This window comes from Bacillus sp. 22475 (assembly GCF_052044835.1).
GTDB classification, from domain to species: domain Bacteria; phylum Bacillota; class Bacilli; order Bacillales; family Bacillaceae_G; genus Bacillus_A; species Bacillus_A cereus.
The window spans coordinates 273,445-295,870 of the sequence record NZ_JBQENW010000001.1; the positions used below are offsets into that span (position 1 = coordinate 273,445).

Sequence of the window (22,426 nt, forward strand, 5' to 3'; positions counted from 1 at the left end):
AACAACATGAGGAAACGAATTCCTGATTTTGAAGAGGAATTAGAAGTTGAGCGAGTAGAAGAAAAAGAAAGTTTACCGCCGCGTAGTGAAATTCATAGAAATAAAGAGAAAAAACAAAAGTTTAAAATAAATCATATTTTCGTCCGGGTTTTAACATTTCTATTCATTCTGCTGCCGATTAGTATTTTGTGGTATACGGATAAATATATTCAGGTGAAGGGCGATAGTAATAATGCCGGGAAAAGTGCGTTTGAAGTAATCTTCTTTGATTCAGCTAAATCTGAGTCGCAGAAACAGTCTGAAAAAGCGATAACGCATACTGTGAAAGAGGGAGAAACTTTAGAAAGTATAGCGAAGCAATATTTTTCAGATGAAAATGGGGTTGAAGTAATTAAAAAGTATAATAACTTGCAAGAAGATGAAGTGAGTGCAGGTCAAGAATTAAAAATTCCGATAAAAGATAAGTCCACAAAGCAAGAGAGCTAGTGAATTAGGCGAACGCAGTTTGTTATAAAAGCCTAGGGTTATCTTTATGATGAGGGGAGTAAAAAATATGATATGGATTATATTATTCAGTACTCTCATAGGAATGGGGATTTTATTACTTCTTGTGATGTATAAAGAAGCGATGCGTAATACAGTGTTGGAACATACTTTAGTATTTAAAGAATTTCCGAAAAGTTTTCAAAAAGTAAATGTGTTTTTTATTTCTGATATTCATAGAAGAGTCATTTCGAATTTGTTAATTGAACAAGTAAAAGGAAAAGTAGATCTCGTAATTATCGGAGGAGATTTAGCAGAGAAAGGAGTCTCTTTATCAAAAATCTCTGCCAATATTCAAAAGTTAAGAGAGATAGCTCCTGTATATTTTGTGTGGGGAAACAATGATTATGAGATAGAATATCATGAATTAGATGCTTTATTATTAGAAAATAACGTAAAAGTTTTAGATAATACAAGAGTGGTATTTGAGTCTGAATTAGGCGAGAAAATTTGTTTGCTCGGTATAGATGATGTTGGATTGCACCGTGATCGTTTAGATTTGGCATTGGCGGATTGTAAAGAAGATGGTTTTCGTATCTTAGTTAGTCACAACCCTGATATAATAAAAAAGATGTCTGGAAATGAACGGATTTCACTTGTATTAAGTGGACATACGCATGGAGGACAAATCCGATTATTCCCATCTAAAAAATATTTAAAAGGTGGCGTATATAACCATTTGAATACGATTCTCTTTGTTAGTAATGGGTACGGAACAACATTGATACCACTTCGTTTCCGAGCGCCTGCTCAAACACATATTATTACATTGTGCGGAGGGAAATGATGCCAACTCTTAGTGGAAAATATAATATAAAAGCTGTTTCAAATATAATTGGAGTTCAGCCGAGTACGCTTCGCGCATGGGAAAGACGATATCAAATTATTGCCCCAAAGCGGAATCAAGCTGGGCATCGTTTATATACAGAAGAGCATATTCAAATTTTAAAATGGTTAATGGAAAAAGTTTCTTCCGGTATGATGATTGGACAAGCAGTTCAGTTATTAGAAGAGAATCGTTTGCAGAGTACAGTTCAAAAAGAGATACATTTCGATAAAGAAGTTGTTTTAGTGGACGATTTGCTACAAGCTTTGTTAAAATTTGATGAAATTACAATTGCTGCATTATTAAACGAAGCTTTTAGTATATATTCAACAGAAAAGGTTGTTGCCAGTATCGTTCTTCGAGTGACAGACAAATTATTAACGTCAAAAAATAATAATGAGATTTCAATGGTGCAATTTCAATATGCACTATCATTTTTACAAACGCGTCTAGGGATGGTGTATCACAATGCCTCAATGTTTTCTTCTTTACACAAAGTTATTGTGTTAGAAAAGAATGCATTGAAAGGATTTATTTTTTCAACTTATTTACGCTTAAAAGGATATGAGGCGATATATATTAGGACAAGCTTAGCTGAAGATGGTATGTTGTCAGCGGTAGAGGAAATACAGCCGAAATATGTATTTGTATCTTTTGCTGACGAACTAGAAATGAAAAAGACGATGAACTTTATAAATGTATTACAAGAAAAAAGGGAATCTCTTTCTGTTGGATTTATCGGAAAGCTAGGCGTTCTAAACCAGTTGGACATTGAAACAATCTTAATTGGTGATACGAAAGAAGAATGGGATGAATGGTTAAAAATGTCGGAATAGTTGTTCGAAAAGAACCATCTATTTTCTATTTCATATAATAAAAATTAGATGCATTGGTTACGTAGGGAGGGTATGAGATGAGGCTGGAACGATTAAATTACAATAAGATAAAAATTTTTCTAACATTTGATGATTTATCTGAACGAGGATTAACGAAAGAAGATTTATGGAGAAATGCGCCGAAAGTACAGCAATTATTTCGTGATATGATGCAAGAAGCAAATAAGGAATTAGGATTTGAAGCAGATGGTCCGATTGCAGTTGAAGTGTTTTCTCTACAAGCACAAGGGATGGTTGTAATTGTAACGAAAGAAAATCAAGAAATGGATACGGATGATGAGTTCCGTGACGAGTTTATTGAAATGCAAGTGACTCTAGATGAAAGTGAACATATATTATATGAGTTTGCTATGCTAGATGACATAATTAACCTGTCGAATCGCTTATATAACCTTGGTGTAACTGGCGGAAAGCTATATACGTGGGATGAGCGCTTCTATCTTTGGGTGGAAGAAGAGGAACAAATTCAATTGTTAAAGGCGGATTTTATAGCTATTTTAGCGGAATACGGCAATCCGTCTACAGCAACTATTTATCGCATCATGGAGTACGGTAAAGAATTAATGGATTTTAACGCGATAGAACAAATACACAATTACTTTGTGAAAAAACAAAACCTCAGCTAATACAACATAGCTGAGGTTTTGTTTTTATTTGGATAAGGGAAGGGATGATAGTAAATACGCGAACATACTTTTTGAAAATAAAATATGCAGTTTTATGGGAGCGTCGCTGAGGAAAATAAAAAATATTTAAATATTTAAGTATTTTACTTTTCTAAAAGTAATAAAAGGACTATAATAATAGTGAAAACGCTTGCAACAGAAAATAGTTTGTATATATTTGTTAGCGTTTTCTATTGCATTCCAAATTTAAGGGTGTATACTAGGCAATGAAGGTTTACTAAACAAGTGAAATTACAGGGGGTTTACTTACTATGGTAGCCGAAAAGGGAACTCAAACAAAAACACAACAACAAAGGGAACAACATTTTGAACTATTGAATTCAACACAAATTGTTATTAGTGAAGCGTTAGAAAAATTGGGTTATCCAAACGAAGTATATGAATTATTAAAAGAACCAATTCGTATGATGACAGTGAAAATACCAGTTCGTATGGATGACGGGACTGTTAAAATATTTACAGGATATCGTGCACAACATAATGATGCTGTTGGTCCAACGAAAGGTGGAATTCGCTTCCATCCGAATGTAACAGAAAATGAAGTGAAAGCACTTTCAATCTGGATGAGTTTAAAATGTGGTATTGTTGATTTACCATATGGTGGAGGTAAGGGTGGAATTATCTGTGATCCACGTGAAATGTCATTCCGTGAGTTAGAAAGATTAAGCCGCGGTTATGTACGAGCAATTAGCCAAATCGTAGGTCCGACGAAAGATATTCCAGCTCCAGATGTATTCACAAACTCTCAAATTATGGCATGGATGATGGATGAGTATAGCCGTATTGATGAATTTAATTCACCAGGATTTATTACAGGTAAACCGCTTGTATTAGGTGGATCACATGGACGTGAAACAGCAACTGCGAAAGGTGTAACAATTTGTATTCGCGAAGCTGCGAAAAAACGTGGCATTGATATTAAGGGTGCACGCGTTGTTGTTCAAGGGTTCGGTAATGCTGGTAGCTTCTTAGCTAAATTTATGCATGATGCAGGTGCGAAAGTTATTGCAATCTCAGATGCTTACGGCGCTTTACATGATCCAAACGGATTAGATATTGATTATTTATTAGACCGTCGTGATAGCTTCGGTACAGTAACAAAGCTATTTAACAATACAATTTCAAACAAAGAATTGTTAGAGCTTGATTGCGATATTTTAGTTCCAGCTGCAATTGAGAACCAAATTACAGAAGAAAATGCTAATGATATTAAAGCGAAAATCGTTGTTGAAGCTGCAAATGGTCCAACAACATTAGAAGCGACTAAAATTTTAACAGATCGCGGAATTTTACTTGTTCCAGACGTATTAGCAAGTGCTGGTGGTGTAACGGTATCTTACTTTGAGTGGGTACAAAATAACCAAGGTTACTACTGGACTGAAGAAGAAGTAGAACAACGTTTAGAAAAAGTAATGGTAAAATCATTTGATTCTATTTATGAAACAGCACAAGTTCGTAAAGTGAATATGCGCTTAGCGGCGTACATGATTGGTGTTCGTAAAATGGCTGAAGCAAGCCGCTTCAGAGGTTGGGTATAAAATATTATATCTTGAGAAAACGTGATTTCCTTTCGAGGGAATCACGTTTTTTTGTTGAAGTATTAAATGAGGTGTTGTATATGAAGAATGAAATGCTGGAACGAGTAGAACAATTAGAAGAAAAGGTTAAGAGGTTAGAGGGAGAACTTGCAAGAACGGTGAAAGCTCGAAAAATAAGTACTGTCCGGATGTTCGGGGAAGGGCTACTGTTTTTGATATTTGGTGTGGTTGTAGTAGGGCCGATTATTGCCGTTGTAATCTCAATTTTTACTTGGCTTGCTGAAAAATAAAATAAAAACAAAAAGAACGCTTGTTCTATACGAACAAACGTGCTATACTCTCCTTAGATAAACAAAACGGAAATGATTTTAAGGAGAGATAAATGATGAAAATGACAGTAGACCAAAGATTTATGATGCCAGCAGATGTTGTAGAGCGAGTGGAAGTATTACGAAACAAACAAAGCAAGCGTGGCACATTATTACAATCGGTAAACAAATTTTTCGGTTTAGATACGAAAGAAGATTGTGTTTGGTTTTACGGTTTTTATGGAGTGGCTGTAAGTATCTTGTTGTTTATGGTGTTCACTTCAAATATTTTCGATTTTCTCTTCGCGTAAGAAATATGCGATAAGGACATTGCTACCGAATACATATATAAGGAAGTAAGGTAATCTTCTAGAGCGGGAGTTGGTAGCAATGGCGATGTTTCCTATAGAGCGCAACTATATAGGATATGGAAGTTCACGACCGGGGATTCCTCTAACTAAAGTGAGATTTATTGTAAGCCATGATACGGGGAATCCTGGAAGCAATGCGATAGGAAATCGAGATTACTTTAATGAATTACAACCGAAAGCTTCGGCGCATACATTTATAGATGATAAAACAATATTGGAGATTATTCCTATAAATGAAGTTGCATATCATGTTCGATATGGTGTGCCGACGGATAATGACTTATACGGCTATGACGCGAATAAGGCGGCCATTGGAGTGGAACTTTGTTATGGCGGTGATGTTAACTTTTGGGAAGCATATAATCGTTTTACATGGTATCATGCGTATTTATGCCAAAATTTTGGCTTAAATCCGAAAAAAGATATCGTGTCACATAAAACGCTTGATCCAGCTAGAAAGATTGACCCTGAGAATGTATTAGGGAAACAAGGTATTAAATTTCAGCAGTTTTTAGCAGATGTCTATCGGATGTACGTTTCGTTTAGATGACAAATATATGAAAAATGAATACAATAAAGATAGGTGCCTACTGCTGTAAGTAGGTTTTTTCTTGTTTTTATAAATAGTGTATTGGTAGAAGACTAGGAGTGGACGAGTATGCAGAAAGAAACAGTTATTATAATCGGAGGCGGTCCGTGCGGATTAGCGGCAGCGATTTCGTTGCAGAAGGTAGGGATAAATCCGTTAGTAATTGAAAAAGGAAACATTGTAAATGCCATTTATAATTATCCAACTCATCAAACATTTTTCTCTTCTAGTGAAAAATTAGAAATTGGTGATGTAGCTTTTATTACAGAAAATCGTAAGCCAGTTCGAAATCAAGCGCTTGCGTATTATCGGGAAGTAGTAAAACGTAAATCTGTACGTGTAAATGCTTTTGAGCGAGTGGAGAAAGTTCAAAACGATGGAGAAGTTTTTCAGGTTGAGACGACAAAGCGTGACGGAAGTAAAGAAATATATATAGCGAAATATATTGTTGTAGCAACTGGATATTATGATAATCCAAATTATATGAATGTTCCAGGCGAGGAATTGAAGAAAGTAGCTCACTATTTTAAAGAGGGGCATCCTTATTTTGATCGAGATGTAGTAGTTATAGGTGGGAAAAACTCGAGTGTAGATGCCGCGTTAGAACTTGTTAAAGCTGGTGCGCGTGTAACGGTACTGTATCGTGGAAGTGAGTATTCACCAAGCATAAAGCCTTGGATTTTGCCGGAATTTGAGGCGTTAGTACGAAACGACACAATTCAAATGCATTTCGGGGCTCATGTGAAAGAAATTACTGAGCATACATTAACGTTTACAGTTGATGGTGAAGATTTTACAATCCAAAATGATTTTGTATTTGCGATGACTGGTTATCATCCTGATCATAGCTTCTTAACAAAGATGGGTGTTAAGATTGATGAAGAAACAGGACGTCCAATTTATACAGAGGATAGAATGGAAACGAATGCTGAAAATATTTTCATTGCAGGTGTCATAGCTGCTGGAAATAATGCAAATGAAATATTTATCGAGAACGGTAGATTTCATGGAGATGCGATTGCACAAACTATTGCATCAAGAGAAAAATAAAAAGGAGCTGTCGGGAAAACCTCGACAGCTCCTTTTTATTCGTGCATAAACATATTTTGAATGGATTCATGAGAATTTGTATTCTCTAATGCGACAAGTAATTTAATGCGTGCTTTTTGTGCATTTAAGCCGTATGTGAATACAATGCCCATATCTTTTAAGTGTTTACCGCCACCTTCATACGAATATACGTCTTGAACGATACCGTTGAAACAGCGAGAAACTAATACGACAGGAATACCTTTATTTAATAATCGTTCTAGACTAGGAAGTGTTCTTGGAGGTAGATTACCTTGTCCAAGCGCTTCGATAACAATGCCGTCTACAGGAAGATTTTCGATTGCTGCTAACAATGTATCATCCATGCCGGCATATGCTTTTAGAACAACTACATTTTTAGACACTTTGTTTATCGTATATGTTTCGTGATGTACTAAAGCGTGATGGAAGACAACACCGCGTTTTGTTACCATTCCAATTGGTCCATATTGTGGGCTTTGGAATGTTGCGACATTACTTGTATGTGTTTTCGTTACATTTGTAGCGCAATGAATTTCGTCGTTTAATACGACTAAAACACCTTTTTCTGCAGCTTCATCACAACTAGCAACTTTTACAGCTGATAAGAAGTTATATAGACCATCAGCACCTAACTCATTGCTAGAGCGCATTGCACCTGTCACAACGATCGGAATGGTTGCTTGTACTGTTAAATCTAAGAAATAAGCTGTTTCTTCTAATGTATCCGTACCATGCGTAATGACTACGCCATGAATGTTGTCTTGTTTTACTCTTTCATCAATGATGACTTGTAATTGTAACATTTCGCTCGGTGTCATATGAGGAGATGGTAGATGGAACACATCTTCAACGATTAAATCAACATCGCCTTCTAAATCAGGAATGAATTTTAAAAGAGGATTTTTTTCACCTGGTTGTACGACCCCAGTTTCTTTATCTTCTTCCATTGCAATTGTTCCACCTGTGTGTAAAACTAGGATTCTTTTCAATGCTTATACCCCTTTCAAGTAAAAAAATACATTTAGAACATAACATGTTTTGAGTAAATTCGACAATGGAAATGTATAAAAGTATGCCTCGAAAATGACAATAAAATTAACTGCTATATGTACGATGTATAAAATCACGAAACGAAATGTGCAAATATAGTATAGGAGGGGGCAATTATGTTGAAAAAGATGGAGAGAATTTTTATTCGTATATTAATAATACAATTCATTTGTCTTTCTGTTGTACAATTGTTATTTATACATAAGTCATCAGTGAAATATTTATCTAAAATTGTTTATTACGAAGGTGTCATGGTAAAAAATAAAGCAGAAATCTTGCAGGTGAATAGGTAGTTTTCATTTTCTTCTATGAAGGATTATGCTACAATAATTGAGGATTTAATGACGTGAAGCAAATGAGAAGAAGCAGGGTGAACACCTGCTTTTCGTTTTGTTTTATAAGTGAAAAAATGAGGTGTTACAATGGATAAACGAATTTCAATTGCTATAGATGGTCCAGCAGCTGCTGGGAAAAGTACAGTGGCAAAAGTTGTTGCGAAGGAACTTTCTTACGTTTATATTGATACAGGCGCGATGTACCGTACGCTTACGTATGCAGCCCTTGAACAAAAAGTAGATATTGAAAATGAAGAACAGTTAATGGAAGTTGTAAAGAATGTAAATATTGAATTTCAGCAAGGAGAAAATACGCAGCTTGTATTTTTGAATGGACAAGATGTTTCTGAAGTAATCCGTACACCTGATGTGACGAATCGAGTATCTATTGTAGCGAAGCATCGCCTTGTTCGTGAAGAAATGGTACGTCGTCAGCAAGAGTTAGCGAAAAAAGGCGGCGTTGTAATGGACGGCCGTGATATTGGTACACATGTATTACCGGATGCTGAAGTGAAAATCTTTATGCTTGCTTCTGTTGAAGAAAGAGCGGAAAGAAGGCATTTAGAAAATTTAAATAAAGGTTTCGATTCTAATTTAGAGCAGCTAAAAGAAGAAATTGCTCAGCGTGATAAATTAGATTCAGAACGCGAAGTTTCTCCACTAAAAAAGGCTGATGATGCATTGGAATTAGATACGACTTCTTTATCAATTGAAGAAGTTGTCCAAAAAATTATGAGTATTGTTTCAGGAGTGTTTGCGAAATAAAGAAAGGGGATAATCCTCTTTCTTTTTTTGTTGAAATAGAAATGTAAAGGATACGTGAATTGTGAGTCTCTTTCCTTGACAAATGAGCTAATTTGTAAGAAGTTAGTTAAAGAGGAATAAAACTGTCAGAATATATTCGCTATTATATTTCAAAACATACTTTTTTCAAGCTGGTTTTGCTGTATACTATTTATATAGGTTTAATATATTTTCTTGTGAATGGTATTGAAAAAGAGTATGTGATGAGAGATTCTTAAACATGCAAATGAAAACTTTGTTTTCATTTCGTATATACATAAAAAAATGCTTTGTCAATTCTGTAGGGAGGTATTTCCATGGTAGAGAAAATGAATGAAGAAGTTATGGATTCAAAAGAATTACAAGTTGGTGACGTTGTTACAGGTTCTGTAACGAAAGTTGAAGAGAAACAAGTGCTTGTAAATGTTGGATACAAAACAGATGGCGTAATTCCAATTAGTGAATTAGCTAACGTTCATATTGAAAAAGCAAGCGATGTTGTAGAATTAGATCAAATACTAGAGTTGAAAATTATTAAATTAGAAGAAGATGATCTTGTCTTATCTAAACGTGCTGTTGATGCAGAAAAAGCATGGGTAGAATTACAAGAGAAATTTACTTCTGGTCATGTATTTGATGTTACTGTAAAAGATATTGTGAATGGCGGATTAGTTGTGGACCTTGGTGTTCGCGGTTTTATTCCAGCTTCACTTGTAGAAGTACATTATGTAGAAGACTTTACTGACTATAAAGGTAAAACATTAGCGGTGAAAATTGTTGAATTAGACCGTGAAAAAAATCGTGTAATCCTTTCGCATAAAGCGGTAGTAGAATTAGAACTAGATTCTAAGAAAAAAGAAGCAATTTCTTCATTAAAAGAAGGTGACGTTGTTGAAGGAACAGTGCAACGATTAACTGACTTTGGTGCTTTCGTTAACGTTGGTGGCGTGGACGGTTTAGTTCACATTTCACAAATTTCACACGAACGTGTAGAGCAACCTTCTGAAGTATTAGAGCAAGGTCAAAAGGTAAAGGTAAAGGTGTTATCTGTTGATGCTGATACACAACGTATTTCTTTATCAATTAAAGCGGCTCAACCAGGACCTTGGGAAAACGTTGCTGGCGAAATAAAAGCTGGAGATATTCGTGAGGGAGTAGTAAAACGCCTTGTTACATTTGGTGCATTCGTTGAGATTTTACCTGGCGTTGAAGGACTTGTACACGTATCTCAAATTGCAAATCGTCACGTGAAAAACCCAAATGAAGTATTGGAAATGGGACAAGAAGTAAAAGTGAAAGTACTTGAAGTTCACGTAGCAGAGAAACGTATTTCTTTAAGTATAAAAGAAGCCCTTGAGGAAAATAATGTAATTGAAGATTATAGTCAGTATGAGCCAAATGCTGATTCTGCTACTTTCCAATTAAGTGATATTATTGGTGAACAACTGAAAAAATTAAAGAAATAATGAGGGGTACAAGTGGTAAGGGCAAAACGCAAATTAGATCATATTGAATACGCTCTTTCTACTGGTCAGTCTCGTACGCATGGCTTTCATGATATTGATTTTGTGCATCAAAGCTTGCCAAATTCAAATTATGACACAATAACATGTGAAACAAAAATCGGCGAACTTTCACTAAGTTCGCCGATTTTTATCAATGCGATGACTGGTGGTGGAGGAGAGAAAACGTTACATATTAATGAGCAATTAGCATATGTAGCGAAACATCATAACATTGCTATGGCTGTAGGGTCGCAAATGGCGGCGTTAAAAGATGAAAGTGAGGCTGCTTCTTATAAGGTGATTAGAAAGGTAAACCCGAATGGTATTTTCTTTGCTAATTTAGGTAGTGAGGCAACTATCGAGCAGGCAGAGCGTGCCGTTGATATGATTGAAGCGAATGCATTGCAAATTCATTTAAATGTCATACAAGAGTTAACGATGCCAGAAGGAGACCGTGACTTTACTGGTGTACTTCAGCGCATAGAGAAAATTGTTTTAAATAGTAAAGTTCCTGTCATTGTAAAAGAAGTTGGATTTGGGATGAACAAGGAAACAATGCAACAGTTAGCGAACGTAGGTGTAACGGCAATTGATATTGGTGGGCAAGGTGGTACGAATTTTGCTGCTGTTGAAAATGAAAGAAGACAGCGAATGCTTTCTTATTTTAATAACTGGGGCATACAAACAGCAACCTCGATTATTGAAGCAACCTCTACAAATAATAACCTCTCTTTTATTGCATCAGGGGGTATACAGACAGCGCTTGACGTAGCGAAAGCAATCGCATTAGGGGCGAATACAACTGCGTTTGCTGGTTACTTTTTACGTATTTTAATGCAAGATGGTATCGAGAAATTAGTGGATGAAATTGAGCTTCTACATACAGATTTGAAATTTATTATGACAGCTCTTGGTGCGAAGACGATAGAAGAGTTGCAATCTGTACCTCTTGTTGTAAAAGGTGAAACATATCATTGGTTAATGCAGCGTGGTATTGATACTGCGCATTATAGTAGGAGATAAAAAATCAACCGTTCGGTTGATTTTTTTGTTTTGTTTTCTTTCTCGTAATATAAAATGGAATTGGTATTTTCTAAAGGAAATAGGTGGAGGTAAAAAGAAGTGATAGGAGGATATAGTACACAAAATATTATTTCGATATAAATAAAAATCATTAAAATGATTATGTAAAAGACGGTTTCGTACAATATCGAAACCGTCTTTTTGTATTCATTAGTGCTGGTTTTGTTTTCGAGCCTGCTCTGGTGTATCAAGTCCAGTTGCACCTGGATATTGTAGTGATTGATCACGATCAGATTCAACGCGGCGTGATTCTCGTAGTTTTCGTTCTTGGCGATCTTTACCCATAATGAATAACACCTCCTTGTTAAAAGTGTTGCTGTTATAAGAAAAAACTATGCGTAAATAAAGTGGATTAACTTTCATAAAAAATTCCCATAATGGAAAACATAGGAGGTGAAGTAGATGGATGGAAGTACTTTTTATTTTATAGCTTGGATAGGGTGGGTTGTCGTAACCTTTTTTATGAAAAAGGACCATATTCGTTGGAAGTTAGGCGCTTGTATATTGATTTTTATAATTTGCTCTCCGTTACATGTAACGATCGCCTCATTCATGGTATCAGTAAATGCTCTTTTACTTTGTATTATTTCTTTTATAGGGATCGCGCTGTATTCTGTTTGGAAAAAATTATATAGCTTACTTTCGGCACTTATTATTGCGATGTTATATACAAGTTTTCATCTGTTAGAGATATATGATCCGATTTGGATTGTGGTGGATAGAGTGTTTCTGCTAAGTAGTGCTCTTGTGTATGCATCGGTGTTATTGCATGGGGATCGCATATTACGATTATGTTCCCTATATGTAGGGATGTTACAAGGAGAGTTGCTAGTGACATTTATTTTTCGGAAATTGAATTTTCCATATGATTACGGTAGTTTAGCATTTTTTGATATCGTCGCCGTTTCTACATTATTCATGGCAGTATTGTTTTGGATTGCAAAAGCATCAGTATACATGGAACAGTTTAAGAGAAAAACACGTAAAAGAAAGGCGAGGGTAATACATGACTGAATATACACCAGCCATTTTATGCGGCGTAATAGCGGGGACAGTTACAAGGGTGTTAATGCTTCGGACGGATACACGGCAATATCCGACGAGGCTACATGGAAAGATTATTCATATTGCAATGGGGTTAATTGCAGCAGCTTTAGGAGCGATTGCAATCCCATCTATTTTGAAAAAAGATTTTTCTGCCATTACATTTCTTACGTTAGCAGCGACACAATTTCGTGATGTACGTAATATGGAAAGAAATACACTTCAACAATTAGATGGATATGAGCTCGTACCGCGTGGGAATACGTACATTGAAGGGATTGCATTGGTTTTTGAAAGTCGCAACTATTTGGCGATGTTAACGTCGTTTGCAACGACGTTTGCGTATATAGGGTTCCGTTCATGGATTGCTGGAGTAATTATGGCTATAATCGCATTTTTTATTGCGAAAAAATTAATGTCTGGTAGAAGACTCCATGACCTTGTAGATATTGAGCATGTTCCGCTGCGTTTTGAAGGAGCAGGGCTTTATATCGATAATATTTATATTATGAATATTGGATTGCCGGTGAGGCAAGAAGAGATTATGAAATATGGCATGGGGTTTATATTAAAACCGAAATCAATTGATGCGATGGTGACAATCTCAAATTTAGGGCAACGGCAAGCTATTTTACACGATGTTTCGGTGGCGTTAGGGATTTATAGAGATTCTGGTACACCAGCGCTTGTACCGTTAGCAAAGCGTGATTTAGAGGATGGCAGGGTTGGGATTTTTGTCTTACCGCAAGATCAAGATGCAGAGAAAGCGATAAGTGTCATAGGAAATGTACCAACGTTAGAAAGTGCTGTCCATATGTCATCGGAAGCCCCGAAAGGAAGGGGAGATAAGAGATGATGTTAGAAAGCGTTATCCTGGCAGTTATTACAACAGCGCCAGAAAAATTTGCAGGTGGTGCTCCTTTATTTGTTTGTGAGTCGATGGAGGAACTAGAATTTGTTGCAAATAATTTAGAGGCAATTTTAGATGGTATTGCGCATCGCTTACAAGAGAATGTATATATTATTGTGAAACATTAGGAACGTGTGTTATAATGTGAGGTGTTTTGATACGTTGAGAAATATTCTGGAATGCAAATCCCTTCTTGCACAAAGAAGGGTTTTTTACATAATAAACAGAAGCAAGTTGAAAGGATGAAAGTATATGCCGAAACCAGTAATAGCAATAGTAGGCCGCCCGAACGTAGGAAAATCTACTATTTTCAATAGAATAGTTGGAGAAAGAGTTTCAATCGTAGAAGATATCCCAGGTATAACTCGAGACCGTATTTATAGTGCGGGAGAATGGTTAAATCATGAGTTTAACATTATTGATACAGGTGGAATTGATATTGGAGACGAGCCGTTCTTGACACAAATTCGTCAACAGGCGGAAGTTGCGATTGATGAAGCAGATGTTATCATTTTTATGACGAATGGTCGCGATGGTGTAACTGCAGCGGATGAAGAAGTTGCTAAAATTTTGTATCGTTCTAAAAAACCAATTGTGCTTGCGGTAAATAAAGTTGATAATCCAGAAATGCGTAGTGATATTTATGATTTTTATTCATTAGGATTTGGCGAGCCATTCCCGATTTCAGGTACACACGGTTTAGGACTTGGTGATTTGTTAGATGAAGCTGCAAATCATTTTCCAAAGATTGAAGAAGAAGTGTATGACGATGAAACAATCCGTTTCTCTTTAATTGGACGTCCAAACGTAGGGAAATCATCGCTTGTAAATGCACTTCTTGGTCAAGAACGTGTAATTGTAAGTAATATCGCAGGAACGACGCGTGATGCTGTCGATACACCATATAGTAAAGATGATCAAGATTATGTAATCATCGATACAGCTGGTATGCGTAAAAAAGGAAAAGTATATGAAAGTACAGAAAAGTATAGTGTACTTCGTGCACTTAGAGCGATTGAACGTTCTGACGTTGTTTTAGTTGTTTTAGACGGAGAAGAAGGAATTATTGAGCAAGATAAAAAAATCGCTGGATATGCTCATGATTCAGGACGAGCTGTTATTATCGTTGTAAACAAATGGGATGCAGTGAAAAAAGATGAAAAAACAATGAAAGCATTTGAAGAAAACATTCGTGCTCATTTCCAATTCTTGGATTATGCACCAATTGTATTCTTATCTGCAAAAACGAAAAAACGTACACAAACGTTATTACCGGTTATCAATGAGGTAAATGAAAGCCATAGTATCCGTGTACAAACAAACGTATTAAACGATGTAATTATGGATGCGGTAGCAATGAATCCAACACCGACTCATAATGGTAGCCGTCTGAAAATCTTCTATGCAACACAGGTTGCGGTAAAACCACCGACATTTGTTGTGTTTGTAAACGATACAGAATTAATGCACTTTTCATATGAGCGCTTCTTAAAGAATCGTTTACGTGAAGCGTTCGGTTTTGTAGGAACGCCGATTCACATTATTGCTCGAGCAAGAGACTAATGGAGAGGATGTGATTTTATGACAAAAATCACAGTAGTAGGAGCAGGTAGCTGGGGAACAGCGTTAGCGATGGTATTAGCTGACAATGGACATGATGTACGTATTTGGGGAAATCGCTCAGAACTTATGGATGAAATGAATACGAAACATGAGAATAGTCGATATCTCCCAGGCATTACATTGCCAAGCACAATCGTAGCCTACTCTTCTTTAGAAGAAGCATTAGTAGATGTAAATACAGTACTGCTAGTAGTACCGACGAAAGCGTACAGAGATGTATTACAAGAGATGAAAGAAATTGTTACAGAACCGATTACTTGGATTCATGCGAGTAAAGGGATTGAACCTGGTACGTCAAAACGTATTTCGGAAGTAATCGAGGAAGAAATTCCAGAGAACTTAATTAAAGATGTTGTTGTATTGTCTGGACCGAGTCATGCTGAAGAAGTTGGTTTACGACAAGCGACAACAGTTACGTCTGCAGCAAAGCGTATGGAAGCGGCTGAGGAAGTACAAGATTTATTCATGAATAGTTATTTCCGTGTATACACAAATCCAGATATCGTTGGAGTTGAACTTGGTGGTGCGTTAAAAAATATTATCGCATTAGCTGCTGGTATAACTGATGGTCTTGGATTAGGTGATAATGCAAAAGCGGCATTGATGACACGTGGTTTAACAGAGATTGCTCGTTTAGGAAGAAAAATGGGCGGGAATCCGTTAACGTTTGCTGGTCTAACTGGTATGGGAGACTTAATTGTAACTTGTACAAGTGTTCATAGCCGAAATTGGCGCGCTGGAAATATGCTTGGAAAAGGACATTCTTTAGAAGAAGTGTTAGAAAGCATGGGTATGGTTGTGGAAGGTGTAAGAACAACGAAAGCTGCTCATGAATTGGCAGAGAAAATGGAAGTTGAAATGCCGATTACAGCTGCTTTATATGACGTGCTGTTCAATGGGAATAACGTAAAAGATGCGGTAGGCTCATTAATGGGACGTGTTCGAAAACATGAAGTGGAAGCTATACCTGACTTACTGTAAAGAAAAGCGACAGAAGTACATTTGTACTTCTGTCGCTTTTTTATTTTATGGGTCTTTTCACCATTTATTTATTTTTGCATAGGATGAAGAGTAACTTGAGGAGAGGGTGAAAAGAATGGATAATAACATTTTTAATAATATTGAGAAGGAAGCGAAAGTAAATAAAGAGGATATTTTTAAATTAGCATCATCCGTGCAAAATGCGAATTTACGTGATGAAACTGTACTTCGTCAATTGATTCATCAAGTGGCTCTTATGGCGGGACGTGAAGTGCCGAAAGAGCAAGAGGATCAAATTGTAAAAGCGATTATTAATAATAATATGCCAGCAGATTTTGGCTCGTTAAGCAAAATGTTTAAAAAATAAATTATGAGAAACAAAGAGTTTGTAGATTGCATATGATAGCCATGAAAGAATGGGAATAGAGCTGTTTTTGGGCATATTTGGTCAACCGAAGCGAGAGATACAATCGCTTCGGTTTTATTTTTATCTAGATTGGTGGAAGATGCTGAAAAACCTATTGATTAAAGTTACATATTCGCGATTTGTAGTAAAATGTTCTTTTTGTATTTGTTTAAAGATTTTAATTTGTTAAAATAGTATAAAAATAGATTGATAAAAAGGGGTGTGTATATGTCAGAAGGGCTTATGAAAATGTGGTTGGCTTTAGGGGCAATTGGATTTATGTTTTTTGCAGTAAGTTTTATTTTATTAAGTAGACATAAAATAAAGAATAAATTTTTGAAAGGGATTACAGCGTTAGTAGCGTACACCCTTATGGTTGTGTCAGGAATTGTTATTTTTCTTGTTGTATTTAGTGGACCTGTACAGCAGTAAATGGAATGGTCTCGAAAATACTACATACGGAGCAAGTTATATTAGTATGAAAAGGTGATGCTAGTGAAAAAAGTCCATATTATTTTAATATTTTGTTGTATGAGCCTTTTAACGGGTTGTCTGTATCCGAAAGAAAATATGAAGCAAAATGCGGTTCCTTATGAAGATCAGCTACAGGTTGTTCAAAAAGCTGTTGTGACATTTAAGGAGCAAAATGATGGGATATTGCCAATTAAGACGAGGGATATGAGTACACCTATTTATCAAAAGTATCCAATCGATTTTCAACAGATTGCTCCGCGTTACATACAAGAAGCGCCAGGGAATGCATATGAAAGTGGAGGAGTATATCAATACGTATTAATAGACGTTGAAACAAATCCAACAGTAAAGTTAATTGATGTTAGGATGGCTGAACAAATTCAGGAATTATCTTTAAAACTTAGGATGTATCGTGATGAACATCAATATCCGCCTTTTAAAAAAGTAATTTCAGATGGTGTATATGAATTGGATTTCAAAAAACTAGGATATAAAGATGTACCACAAGTGACAAGTCCATATTCTGGTAAAGGGCTTCCTTTTGTAATTAATGAAAAAGGAGAAGTTTTTGTTGATTATAGAATCGACTTATATGACGCTTTGAAAAAAAATGAAGGGCAGTTTACGGAGGGAGAAGATATTCGAAATATACTTTCGAAAGGTTCCCCGTTTGTACCAGCTTATTCTTTACCGTACACAGTAAAGAACGGAGAACCAATTTTTTTAAAATCATAAGTCATGAACCTTTCTTTTAGTGAATAAGTTCTAGAAGAAAGGTTTTTTATGTTATACAACTTACGATGCAAACAAAAGATATTTTTTAATAGTCATATGAAATTGGACAAAATTATATGATATATTGTCCGAACTTCTAGAATACCATTATATTATATCAGATATTATAGGCAACGTTAGAGAAGGTATTAGTTGACTATAAACGCGGAATTATTCCCAAAAATTTTGAGGGAGGGAATCACTTGGAAAAGGTAGATATTTTTAAAGATATTGCAGAACGAACAGGCGGTGATATTTATTTTGGAGTTGTAGGAGCTGTTCGAACAGGGAAATCAACATTCATTAAAAAATTTATGGAACTTGTAGTTATTCCAAATATTGAGAATGAGTCTGACCGTCAAAGAGCGCAGGATGAATTGCCTCAAAGTGCTGCTGGTCGTACAATTATGACGACGGAACCGAAGTTTGTTCCAAACCAAGCGGTTTCTATCGAAGTAGATGAAGGACTTGAAGTGAACATTCGATTAGTAGATTGTGTTGGATATACGGTTCCAGGAGCGAAGGGCTATGAAGATGAGAATGGCCCGCGCATGATTAATACCCCTTGGTATGAAGAACCTATTCCATTCCATGAAGCTGCAGAAATCGGCACGCGTAAAGTAATTCAAGAACATTCAACAATTGGTGTTGTAATTACAACAGATGGAACAATTGGTGAAATTCCAAGAAGAGATTATATAGAGGCAGAAGAACGCGTTGTAAATGAGTTGAAAGAAGTAGGAAAACCTTTCATTATGATAATTAATACGGTACAGCCGTATCATCCAGATACAGAGCAATTACGCCAAAGTTTATCAGAAGAATATGATATCCCGGTTATTGCAATGAGTGTGGAGAGTTTAAGAGAAACAGATGTATATAATGTACTTCGTGAAGCGCTATTTGAATTCCCTGTATTAGAAGTGAATGTGAACCTTCCGAGCTGGGTAATGGTGCTAAATGAAGGGCATTGGTTGCGTCAAAGTTATCAAGAAGCAGTTCAAGAAACTGTGAAGGATATAAAACGTCTTCGTGATGTGGATCGCGTTGTTTGGCAGTTTAGTCAATATGAATTTATTGATCGAGCGAGCCTAGCTGGCATTGATATGGGGCAAGGTGTGGCGGAGATTGATTTATATGCGCCAGATGAATTATATGATCAGATTTTAAAAGAAGTAGTAGGAGTAGAAATTCGAGGGAAAGATCATTTATTGAAGCTTATGCTCGATTTATCTCATGCGAAAATAGAATACGACCAAGTGGCAGATGCATTGCGTATGGTTAAGCAAACAGGATATGGTGTAGCAGCCCCTGCGCTAGCGGATATGAGCTTAGATGAGCCAGAAATTATTCGTCACGGTTCAAGGTTTGGTGTGAAGTTAAAAGCGGTAGCGCCATCTATTCATATGATTAAAGTAGATGTAGAGTCAACGTTTGAGCCGATCATTGGTACTGAAAAGCAAAGTGAAGAATTAGTTCGTTATTTAATGCAAGATTTTGAAGATGATCCGTTATCAATTTGGAATTCTGATATATTTGGACGTTCGCTTAGCTCGATTGTTCGAGAAGGAATTCAGGCGAAATTATCTTTAATGCCAGAAAATGCTAGATATAAATTAAAAGAAACGCTAGAAAGAATTATTAATGAAGGATCTGGCGGATTAATTGCGATTATACTATAAGAAAAATCCCTCTCACTGTAGAGGGATTTTTTGTTTTTTCGATTATAAAATAGAAAAATAAACAGTCATTATCTAATACATTGTTGTAAATTGTCAAGTTTCATCAGATTTTCACATTTTCAGAGTAACAATTTCCTTAAAAATATTGAATTATAAAGGAGAATCGTATAATATAGGCGTTGATAATGATTTATCTACATCTTTGTAGTATAGAATTTGTAAAAATTGCCTACAAATGAAAGTAAGACTCATTTTATGATCATTATACAGTCTTATCTTTGGGAGGAGGTGAATGGCATGAACAAGACAGATTTAATCAATGCTGTTGCAGAAGCAAGTTCCCTTTCTAAAAAGGACGCAACAAAAGCAGTAGACGCTGTTTTTGATTCTATCTTAGAAGCTTTAAAACAAGGTGATAAAGTACAACTGATCGGATTCGGTAACTTCGAAGTTCGTGAGCGTGCGGCTCGTAAAGGTCGTAACCCACAAACAGGTGAGGAGATTGAAATCGCTGCAAGTAAAGTACCTGCATTCAAACCTGGTAAAGCGTTAAAAGATGCGGTTAAATAATCCTTACATATTAACAGGGAAGAAGAGTTTCCTTTTTGGGAACTCTTCTTTTTGCTTTTAAAAACATAAATATGCTAGAATGTGTTCGTATCACTTTTAGGTTTTCGGGAGGGCTAGCGGATGGCAAAAGTTAATTTAGAACAAATTGAACATGCAGTACGCCTTATTTTAGAGGCGATTGGGGATGATCCAAATCGTGAGGGAGTACTTGATACGCCAAAGCGTGTTGCAAAAATGTACGCAGAAGTGTTCTCAGGTATGCATGAAGATCCGAAAGAGCATTTGCATAAAGTATTCGGAGAAGATCACGAAGAGCTTGTACTAGTAAAAGATATACCATTTTATTCGATGTGTGAGCATCATTTAGTTCCATTCTATGGAGTTGCTCACGTTGCATATATTCCGCAAGGTGGAAAGGTGACAGGGTTAAGTAAATTAGCTCGTACTGTAGATACAATTGCACGTCGTCCACAACTGCAAGAACGTATTACATCAACAGTAGCGAACTCTATTATGGAAGTACTAGAGCCTCATGGTGTAATGGTAGTAGTAGAAGCAGAACATATGTGTATGACGATGCGTGGTGTGAAAAAACCAGGTGCGAAAACCGTAACGACAGCAGTGCGTGGTGTGCTTGAAAATGATGCTGCAGCGCGCAGTGAAATTTTATCGTTTATTAAAGCGAAGTAAAGAAAAGCGGGAAACTGCTTTTCTTTTTTTTTTTAGTAAATAAATGATATAGTTTTAGCTAGACAGAGTGAGATTAGAAAGATTGCTTACATGAATGGTAGGTGTAGCCAAGTTTTGGTTATAGAAAATAGAGTGTATGTGTTATAATAAGTTTTATGAATTAGAAAACAAGGGTGATTTTTTGTGTGTGACATCTACGGAGGGTATGCGGGTATAAAAGAGAAATTGATGGAGAAATTACGCCATCCTTATTTTATAAACTATATTGAAGAACCATTTATTGATGAAGAAAAGATAGCATTGTTATATGGTGCTTTAAAGAGTGCAAACTTACATATAGAACAAATTGAGCATTACGTAGTAACAATTATGCTTGTACAAATTGCGCTTGATACGCATGAAAGGGTATCAAATAAAGCAGGCGAGGAAGAGATTGAATTCCATAAATGTCGTCAATTAACAGTACTTGCAGGCGATTACTATAGTGGACTATATTATTATTTATTGTCTATGAATCGTGATATTGTTTTAATTCGTGCACTTGCTGAAGGAATTAAAGAGATAAATGAACACAAAATTATGTTATACCAAAAAGCGCATGAAACGACGGATGACATAATGAAAAGCGTAGTAACGATTGAGTCTGCGCTCCTTCAAAAAACATGTGATCATTTTCATTTATCACATTGGAAGCCATTTATCACATACGTATTAGGTGGAAATCGCCTTCAAAAAGAAATTCAATTGTATGCTGATAAACAACATTCACCTGTTTTTCAAGCGGTGCAAGATGCTTTAGGGGATAAAGCAGAAGTAGTGATTAATGGTTGGATGATGGGATTGAGAAAGAAAGAAAAACAATTTTTAGAAAATCACACAGACATAAATGAAATAAATTCTGTGTTAAGGGATAAATAGAAGACATAAGCAATTTTATATTGGAAGAAGGTACGAGCATGCAACAATCAAAAGAAGAAAGAGTACATGACGTATTTGAAAAGATTTCTGATAAATACGATGTGATGAATTCTGTAATTAGTTTTCAAAGACATAAAGCGTGGCGTAAAGAAACGATGCGAATTATGGATGTACAATCTGGCAGTAAAGCGCTTGATGTATGCTGCGGAACCGCAGATTGGACAATTGCGCTAGCTGGAGCGGTAGGTGAGCAAGGAAAGGTTGTTGGCTTAGACTTCAGTGAAAATATGTTATCTGTCGGTAAGCAAAAGGTAGAGGCGTTACAATTAAAACAAGTAGAACTTCTACATGGGAATGCAATGGAGCTTCCATTTGAAGATAATACGTTTGATTATGTAACAATTGGGTTTGGTTTACGTAACGTACCGGATTATATGCACGTATTAAAAGAAATGACGCGTGTAGTAAAACCAGGTGGAAAAGTAATCTGTTTAGAAACATCTCAACCAACAATGATTGGTTTTCGACAAGGGTATATTTTATACTTTAAATATATCATGCCGTTATTTGGAAAGATGTTTGCGAAAAGTTATAAAGAATATTCATGGCTTCAAGAATCTGCTAGTGCATTCCCAGGGATGAAAGAATTGGCCCAAATGTTTGAGCAAGCTGGACTTGAACGTGTGCAAGTGAAACCATTTACTTTTGGGGTAGCAGCGATGCATTTAGGTATTAAACCAGAATCAAAATAGAAAAAAGAAGTTTTAGGT

At 36.0% G+C, this 22,426-nt stretch carries 28 protein-coding genes; 26 read left to right on the plus strand and 2 right to left on the minus strand.

Annotated elements, in window-relative coordinates:
- The first annotated feature begins 6 nt into the window (after positions 1–6).
- The 9 genes from ACTJJY_RS01480 (at position 7) to ACTJJY_RS01520 (ending at position 6,807) form a co-directional block, all read left to right on the plus strand.
- Positions 7–486, plus strand: coding sequence for a LysM peptidoglycan-binding domain-containing protein (locus ACTJJY_RS01480; RefSeq protein ID WP_001231555.1), 480 nt, complete (start codon positions 7–9; stop codon positions 484–486).
- Between the two features lie 67 nt (positions 487–553).
- A complete protein-coding gene (locus ACTJJY_RS01485; protein ID WP_440604844.1) occupies positions 554–1,330 on the plus strand; it encodes a metallophosphoesterase in 777 nt (258 codons plus the stop codon).
- On the plus strand, positions 1,330–2,205 hold the full coding sequence (locus tag ACTJJY_RS01490; RefSeq protein WP_065228528.1) for a MerR family transcriptional regulator: 876 nt from the start codon (positions 1,330–1,332) through the stop codon (positions 2,203–2,205). The genes ACTJJY_RS01485 and ACTJJY_RS01490 overlap by 1 nt, the downstream gene beginning before the upstream one ends.
- A gap of 77 nt (positions 2,206–2,282) precedes the next feature.
- Complete coding sequence (locus ACTJJY_RS01495) at positions 2,283–2,891, plus strand: genetic competence negative regulator (RefSeq protein WP_440604845.1); 609 nt, start codon at positions 2,283–2,285, stop codon at positions 2,889–2,891.
- Between the two features lie 311 nt (positions 2,892–3,202).
- On the plus strand, positions 3,203–4,489 hold the full coding sequence (gene gudB / locus ACTJJY_RS01500; RefSeq protein ID WP_000225172.1) for an NAD-specific glutamate dehydrogenase: 1,287 nt from the start codon (positions 3,203–3,205) through the stop codon (positions 4,487–4,489).
- An 80-nt stretch (positions 4,490–4,569) separates the two neighbouring features.
- A complete protein-coding gene (locus ACTJJY_RS01505) occupies positions 4,570–4,779 on the plus strand; it encodes a hypothetical protein (protein WP_000787297.1) in 210 nt (69 codons plus the stop codon).
- Between the two features lie 92 nt (positions 4,780–4,871).
- Positions 4,872–5,108: a DUF3961 domain-containing protein gene (locus ACTJJY_RS01510; RefSeq protein WP_001983018.1), complete on the plus strand. Its 237-nt coding sequence runs from the start codon at positions 4,872–4,874 to the stop codon at positions 5,106–5,108.
- 79 nt (positions 5,109–5,187) lie between these two features.
- Positions 5,188–5,718, plus strand: coding sequence for a peptidoglycan recognition protein family protein (locus ACTJJY_RS01515; RefSeq protein WP_001240655.1), 531 nt, complete (start codon positions 5,188–5,190; stop codon positions 5,716–5,718).
- A gap of 108 nt (positions 5,719–5,826) precedes the next feature.
- Positions 5,827–6,807 carry a YpdA family putative bacillithiol disulfide reductase gene (locus ACTJJY_RS01520; protein ID WP_001168518.1) on the plus strand — a complete coding sequence of 327 codons (981 nt, stop codon included), beginning with the start codon at positions 5,827–5,829 and terminating at the stop codon, positions 6,805–6,807.
- 35 nt (positions 6,808–6,842) lie between these two features.
- Here the strand turns inward: ACTJJY_RS01520 and ansA are convergent, their stop codons facing one another.
- The gene (gene ansA / locus ACTJJY_RS01525; RefSeq protein ID WP_000822009.1) at positions 6,843–7,817 is read right to left on the minus strand and encodes an asparaginase; all 975 of its coding nucleotides are present in this window, start codon (positions 7,815–7,817) and stop codon (positions 6,843–6,845) included.
- Between the two features lie 180 nt (positions 7,818–7,997).
- Here ansA and ACTJJY_RS01530 point away from each other — a divergent pair, with 180 nt between their 5' ends.
- From ACTJJY_RS01530 to ACTJJY_RS01545, 4 genes are all read left to right on the plus strand, one after another.
- Positions 7,998–8,171, plus strand: coding sequence for a YpfB family protein (locus tag ACTJJY_RS01530; RefSeq protein WP_023521499.1), 174 nt, complete (start codon positions 7,998–8,000; stop codon positions 8,169–8,171).
- A gap of 129 nt (positions 8,172–8,300) precedes the next feature.
- Entirely contained in the window at positions 8,301–8,978 is a 678-nt protein-coding gene (cmk, locus tag ACTJJY_RS01535) for a (d)CMP kinase (RefSeq protein WP_000361252.1), read from the plus strand.
- A 335-nt stretch (positions 8,979–9,313) separates the two neighbouring features.
- Positions 9,314–10,462 (plus strand): 30S ribosomal protein S1, encoded by a 1,149-nt coding sequence (rpsA, locus tag ACTJJY_RS01540; protein ID WP_098834527.1) that lies wholly within the window; start codon positions 9,314–9,316, stop codon positions 10,460–10,462.
- A gap of 12 nt (positions 10,463–10,474) precedes the next feature.
- Entirely contained in the window at positions 10,475–11,524 is a 1,050-nt protein-coding gene (locus ACTJJY_RS01545; RefSeq protein WP_440604846.1) for a type 2 isopentenyl-diphosphate Delta-isomerase, read from the plus strand.
- Positions 11,525–11,734: 210 nt separating this feature from the next.
- Here the strand turns inward: ACTJJY_RS01545 and ACTJJY_RS01550 are convergent, their stop codons facing one another.
- The gene (locus ACTJJY_RS01550; protein WP_000513900.1) at positions 11,735–11,869 is read right to left on the minus strand and encodes a YpzI family protein; all 135 of its coding nucleotides are present in this window, start codon (positions 11,867–11,869) and stop codon (positions 11,735–11,737) included.
- 117 nt (positions 11,870–11,986) lie between these two features.
- Between ACTJJY_RS01550 and ACTJJY_RS01555 the strand changes: the two genes are divergently transcribed.
- The 13 genes from ACTJJY_RS01555 to menG all read left to right on the plus strand — a co-directional run bounded on the left by ACTJJY_RS01555 (position 11,987) and on the right by menG (position 22,408).
- A complete protein-coding gene (locus ACTJJY_RS01555; RefSeq protein ID WP_002093921.1) occupies positions 11,987–12,598 on the plus strand; it encodes a YphA family membrane protein in 612 nt (203 codons plus the stop codon).
- Positions 12,591–13,484: a YIEGIA family protein gene (locus ACTJJY_RS01560; RefSeq protein WP_000141599.1), complete on the plus strand. Its 894-nt coding sequence runs from the start codon at positions 12,591–12,593 to the stop codon at positions 13,482–13,484. The genes ACTJJY_RS01555 and ACTJJY_RS01560 overlap by 8 nt, the downstream gene beginning before the upstream one ends.
- Positions 13,481–13,666 carry a capping complex subunit for YIEGIA gene (locus tag ACTJJY_RS01565; protein WP_000979048.1) on the plus strand — a complete coding sequence of 62 codons (186 nt, stop codon included), beginning with the start codon at positions 13,481–13,483 and terminating at the stop codon, positions 13,664–13,666. The genes ACTJJY_RS01560 and ACTJJY_RS01565 overlap by 4 nt, the downstream gene beginning before the upstream one ends.
- A gap of 124 nt (positions 13,667–13,790) precedes the next feature.
- Positions 13,791–15,101: a ribosome biogenesis GTPase Der gene (der, locus tag ACTJJY_RS01570; RefSeq protein WP_440604847.1), complete on the plus strand. Its 1,311-nt coding sequence runs from the start codon at positions 13,791–13,793 to the stop codon at positions 15,099–15,101.
- An 18-nt stretch (positions 15,102–15,119) separates the two neighbouring features.
- The gene (locus ACTJJY_RS01575) at positions 15,120–16,142 is read left to right on the plus strand and encodes an NAD(P)H-dependent glycerol-3-phosphate dehydrogenase (protein ID WP_000161783.1); all 1,023 of its coding nucleotides are present in this window, start codon (positions 15,120–15,122) and stop codon (positions 16,140–16,142) included.
- 115 nt (positions 16,143–16,257) lie between these two features.
- A complete protein-coding gene (locus ACTJJY_RS01580; protein ID WP_000369753.1) occupies positions 16,258–16,509 on the plus strand; it encodes a stage VI sporulation protein F in 252 nt (83 codons plus the stop codon).
- 267 nt (positions 16,510–16,776) lie between these two features.
- Positions 16,777–16,980 (plus strand): DUF2768 domain-containing protein, encoded by a 204-nt coding sequence (locus ACTJJY_RS01585; protein WP_001289005.1) that lies wholly within the window; start codon positions 16,777–16,779, stop codon positions 16,978–16,980.
- A gap of 63 nt (positions 16,981–17,043) precedes the next feature.
- Entirely contained in the window at positions 17,044–17,757 is a 714-nt protein-coding gene (locus ACTJJY_RS01590) for a hypothetical protein (protein ID WP_000755480.1), read from the plus strand.
- Between the two features lie 242 nt (positions 17,758–17,999).
- Positions 18,000–19,478, plus strand: coding sequence for a stage IV sporulation protein A (gene spoIVA, locus ACTJJY_RS01595; protein WP_000416519.1), 1,479 nt, complete (start codon positions 18,000–18,002; stop codon positions 19,476–19,478).
- A 297-nt stretch (positions 19,479–19,775) separates the two neighbouring features.
- Positions 19,776–20,048, plus strand: a complete 273-nt coding sequence (locus ACTJJY_RS01600; protein WP_001043860.1) for an HU family DNA-binding protein — start codon at positions 19,776–19,778, stop codon at positions 20,046–20,048.
- A gap of 120 nt (positions 20,049–20,168) precedes the next feature.
- A complete protein-coding gene (gene folE / locus ACTJJY_RS01605) occupies positions 20,169–20,738 on the plus strand; it encodes a GTP cyclohydrolase I FolE (RefSeq protein ID WP_001151481.1) in 570 nt (189 codons plus the stop codon).
- 183 nt (positions 20,739–20,921) lie between these two features.
- Positions 20,922–21,656, plus strand: coding sequence for a heptaprenyl diphosphate synthase component 1 (locus tag ACTJJY_RS01610; RefSeq protein WP_327973956.1), 735 nt, complete (start codon positions 20,922–20,924; stop codon positions 21,654–21,656).
- Positions 21,657–21,694: 38 nt separating this feature from the next.
- A complete protein-coding gene (gene menG / locus ACTJJY_RS01615) occupies positions 21,695–22,408 on the plus strand; it encodes a 2-heptaprenyl-1,4-naphthoquinone methyltransferase (RefSeq protein ID WP_153591902.1) in 714 nt (237 codons plus the stop codon).
- Positions 22,409–22,426 lie beyond the last annotated feature (18 nt).